Genomic DNA, 4190 nt, shown 5'->3' on the forward strand with positions numbered 1-4190 from the left:
ACCGTGGTTGAAAGACCGCCACATCATTCCTTGGTGGGTCATCAGCGCCAACTCTGGTCGGGCCGGGCGGAATTCGACCTCCTCCCGCCCCGACTTTGTTTGAGTCCTCTTCAAAATATCCGCAAATTCGCTCGCACGGATGTGCACAGCAGCCTTCGCAGCCCCTAGGCTCAGGCCACATGACTGCTGCTATATCCGCTGACGGCATACGTCAGCGGTACGGGGATGTGCAGGCCGTCGACGGGGTGTCGTTCACCGTCGAGGCCGGCGAGTTCTACGGGATCCTGGGCCCCAACGGCGCCGGGAAGACCACCACGATGGAGATCCTGGAAGGAGTCCGGAAACCGGACGAGGGCCGGATCCAGCTGCTGGGCATGGAGCCCTGGCCGCGCAATCCGAAACTGCTGCCGCGAATCGGCGTGCAGTTCCAGGCGACCGCTTTCTTCCGGAAACTGACGGCCCGGGAGACCATCCGCACCTTCGCGTCGTTCTACGGGGTCGGCCCCAAGCGGGCCGATGCGATGCTGGAGCGGGTCGGCCTCTCGGACAAGGCCGAGACCCTGACCGACCAGATGTCCGGCGGCCAGGCCCAGCGCCTGTCGATCGCCTGCGCACTGGCGCACGACCCGGAGCTCGTCTTCCTGGACGAGCCCACCACCGGACTCGACCCGCAGTCCCGGCGCAACCTGTGGGACCTCCTGCGGGACATCAACGCCGAGGGCCGCACGGTCGTGCTGACCACGCACTACCTGGACGAGGCCGAGGTGCTCTGCGACCGGGTCTCGATCATGGACCACGGCAAGATCCTCCACACCGGCGCCCCGGCGGCGCTGATCCGCGAGATCGACGACACCGTCCGGATCAGCGTGGCCTCCGGCCAACTCCCGCTCGCCCGGGCCCGGGAGCTGATGACCGCGGCCGGCGCGGACATCGCCAACCTGGAGGACGACACCGTCTCGCTCTCCGTCTCCACCCGCGTTCCGGCCCCGGTGCTCAGCGTCCTCGCCGAGCAGAACGCGCTGCGCGGCCTGGAAGTGCGCGGCGCCACCCTGGAGGACGTCTTCCTCCAGCTGACCGGACGGGAGTTCCGCGCATGACCGCCAGCACCTCCACCGAGCCGCAGGCCCCGGCCCGGCGCGGCGGCCCCGCCACCGACGAGCGGGAGCGGGTCAGCGCGTTCTGGAGCCTGTCCCGCGCCATGCTGCTCGGGATGAAGCGCGACCGCACCGCGACCTTCTTCATCCTGCTGTTCCCGCTGGTGTTCCTGGTGTTCTTCGGCAGCGTGACCAAGGGCTCCGGCAGCCCCCACGCCAAGGTGGCGCAGGTCGGCGCGGTGAAGCTGTTCGACTCGATCCAGGGCGACGAGCGGGCCGGGCTGGACAAGGTCCTCACCATCACGAAGACCGACGACGAGGCCGCCACGCTGGAGAAGGTCCGCAAGGGCGACTACGACGCGCTGATCAAGCAGGGCCCGGACGGCACGGTCGAGCTGCGCTACACCGCCGCCGACCAGGTCCGCGCCGGCGCGCTCCAGGGCATCCTCAACTCGGTGGTCCAGACCGCCAACCAGGCGGCCACCGGCCAGAAGCCGGCCTTCGTGCTGGACTCCCAGCAGGTCGAGGACAAGTCGCTCAAGCCGATCCAGTTCCTCACCCCCGGCCTGCTCGGCTGGGCCGTCGCCACCGGCGCGGTGTTCGGTGCCGCGCTGACGCTGGTCAACTGGCGCAAGTCCAAGGTGCTGCGGCGGCTGCGGCTGGCCCCGATCAACGCCGGAACCGTGGTCAGCTCCCGGATCCTGGTCTCGCTGCTGACCGCGTTCCTGCAGACCGCCGTCTTCCTGGTGGTCGCGACGAGCTTCTTCGGGCTCAAGCTCACCGGCAACTGGTGGCTGATCATCCCGCTGGTGGCCTGCGCGACGCTCGCCTTCATGTCGATCGGCCTGCTGGCCGGCTCGGTCGCCAAGACCGAGGAGGCGGCCAACGGCATCTCGCAGATCATCGTGCTGCCGATGTCCTTCCTGTCCGGCTCGTTCTTCCCGCTGGACGGCGCCCCGGGCTGGCTGAAGGCCGTCTCCGAGGTCATGCCGCTGCACTACCTGGTCAACTCCGCCCAGTCGGTGCTCACCCGCGGCGGCGGCGTCATGGACGCCCTGCCGACCATGGGCGGCCTGCTGCTCTTCGCGGCCGTGCTGACCGGCATCTCCTGGAAGCTGTTCCGCTGGGAGGACTGACCCTCCCCGGTTGACGTCCACCGATCCCGACGGGGTCGTACGCCTTTGGTCCCGGTGTACGACCCCGTCGGCGTCTGCGACCATGGTCGGGTGAGAGAGATCCGGCGAGGCACGTTGAGCGAGGAGACCTTCTACGACCAGGTCGGCGGTGAGCCGGCCTTCCGGCGGCTCGCCCACCGGTTCTACGAGGGCATCGCCGAGGACGAGTTGCTGCGGCCGATGTACCCCGAGGAGGACCTCGGGCCGGCCGAGGAGCGGATGGCCCTCTTCCTGATGCAGTACTGGGGCGGCCCGCGCACCTACAGCGACCGGCGCGGCCACCCCCGGCTGCGGATGCGGCACGCGCCGTTCAAGGTCGACAAGGCCGCGCACGACGCCTGGCTCACCCACATGCGGGCGGCCGTGGCGAGCCTGGAGCTGCCGGCCGAGCACGAGCAGCAGCTGCTCGAGTACCTGACCTACGCCGCCGCCTCGATGATCAACACCCCGGGCTGAGGCCGTTCCCTGGGTCTTTCCTGGAGCTTTCCGGGCTTGCGGGCCGGAGTTCGCGGGCCGGGGTTTGCGGGCCAGGACTTGCGGCCGGGGTTCGCGGGCCCGGCTACCGGACCGGGCTGAGCCCCAGCCCCGCGCCCGGCGCGGCCACCGTGCGCACCGCCACCGAGCCCGCCGGGGCACTCAGCCGCAGCCAGCCACCCGCCCGGTGCACGGTCAGCGGGGCACCGGGCCGCAGGAAGCCGATCACGTACGCGGCGTGCAGCGCGCGCAGCGGCAGCTCGGGCAGCACCGTGACCGGGCGGGACCAGATCTCGTCGGCCAGCGCGTCCAGCACCGTGCGGCCGCGGTGGTGCGCCGGGACGGCCTCGCTGCGCTCGCGGAACTCCTGCACCCCGGCCATGAGTTCGGGGTACACCTCGGCCACCGGCGGGGCGCCCACCGGCCGCCAGCCGGTGCGCGGCGGCAGCAGCCCGGCCCAGGCCGGGCCGGTCACCGGCGCGGGCAGCGCGACGGCGCCCGCCTCGGCGTCCACGCCGTCCAGCAGCTGACCCGCCGATACGGTCAGGTCCACCGGGCCGTCCAGACCGTCCAGCCGCACGGTACGGACCGCCAGCGCGCCCGAACCGCCCAGCGGCAGCCGTCCGAAGACCGCCAGCACGCCGTCGCCGTCGCCCTCGCCCGGGCCCACCGCCTGGAGCCGGACGGCCGCCGCCCGGTCGAAGCGCAGCAGGCGCAGCAGGAAGGCGGAGAGGTCGGCGGCCTCCCCGGTGTCGGTCAGGGCGAGACGGGCGGTGATGGTCACAGCGGTTCAGCTCGAATCGTCAGATGGGGTCAGACGGTGGCGACGGCCGGCTCTACGTCCATGAAGCGGCCGAGGAACTCCCGCTCCACCGGCGAGATCCGGCGCGGCCGGCCCTCGGCCAGGTCGTAGGGGACGACCACGGTGGACGCCCGGACGTACACGATGTCGCTGCCGTCCTCGGCGACGTCCTTGATCTCGTACGAGACCGTCAGCGAGGCGCCGCCGATCTTCGTCACCCAGGTCTCGATGGTGACCGGCTCCGGCCGGTGCACCAGCGGACGCTTGTAGTCGATCTCGTGGCGGGCCACCACCGAGCCGCCCGCGAACTCCCCGGCGCCGGCCGCGGCGGCCTGGGTGAACATGAAGTCGATCCGGGCCTCCTCCAGGTAGCGCAGGAAGACCACGTTGTTGACGTGCCCGAAGGCGTCCATGTCGGACCAGCGCAGCGGGCAGGCGTAGATGTGGCGGGCCACGGCAGTTCTCCTCGGTGTCCGGTCGCCCGCCGCCGTCCACCGCCGGTGGCGTGGGACGCGACGCGGCGGACGGTGGCGACGGGCCGCGGCCCGGCAGGCCGCCCCGGAGGGCAGTCTGCCGGGCCGTAGTGACGGCTGGGTGTCAGCCTCGGGTCAGCTTCTTGTACGTGGCCCGGTGCGGACGGGCGGC

At 71.5% G+C, this 4190-nt stretch carries 5 protein-coding genes; 3 read left to right on the forward strand and 2 right to left on the reverse strand.

Annotated elements, in window-relative coordinates; all coding sequences use genetic code 11:
• Window positions 1–179 precede the first annotated feature (179 nt).
• The 3 genes from ACFVGO_RS35085 (at window position 180) to ACFVGO_RS35095 (ending at window position 2725) form a co-directional block, all read left to right on the forward strand.
• The gene (locus ACFVGO_RS35085) at window positions 180–1097 is read left to right on the forward strand and encodes an ABC transporter ATP-binding protein (RefSeq protein WP_359910612.1); all 918 of its coding nucleotides are present in this window, start codon (window positions 180–182) and stop codon (window positions 1095–1097) included.
• Window positions 1094–2230, forward strand: a complete 1137-nt coding sequence (locus ACFVGO_RS35090; protein WP_359910609.1) for an ABC transporter permease — start codon at window positions 1094–1096, stop codon at window positions 2228–2230. Before ACFVGO_RS35085 ends, ACFVGO_RS35090 begins: the two co-directional genes overlap by 4 nt.
• Before the next feature lie 90 nt (window positions 2231–2320).
• On the forward strand, window positions 2321–2725 hold the full coding sequence (locus tag ACFVGO_RS35095; protein ID WP_359910607.1) for a globin: 405 nt from the start codon (window positions 2321–2323) through the stop codon (window positions 2723–2725).
• 103 nt (window positions 2726–2828) lie between these two features.
• Here ACFVGO_RS35095 and ACFVGO_RS35100 read toward each other — a convergent pair whose 3' ends face one another.
• Together ACFVGO_RS35100 and ACFVGO_RS35105 are read right to left on the reverse strand one after the other, a co-directional pair.
• Window positions 2829–3527 (reverse strand): hypothetical protein, encoded by a 699-nt coding sequence (locus ACFVGO_RS35100; protein WP_380356350.1) that lies wholly within the window; start codon window positions 3525–3527, stop codon window positions 2829–2831.
• 29 nt (window positions 3528–3556) lie between these two features.
• Entirely contained in the window at window positions 3557–4000 is a 444-nt protein-coding gene (locus tag ACFVGO_RS35105) for a thioesterase family protein (protein WP_359910602.1), read from the reverse strand.
• Between the last annotated feature and the right edge of the window lie 190 nt (window positions 4001–4190).

The sequence above is a fragment of the Kitasatospora sp. NPDC057738 genome (assembly GCF_042798815.1).
GTDB lineage: Bacteria > Actinomycetota > Actinomycetes > Streptomycetales > Streptomycetaceae > Kitasatospora > Kitasatospora lactacystinica.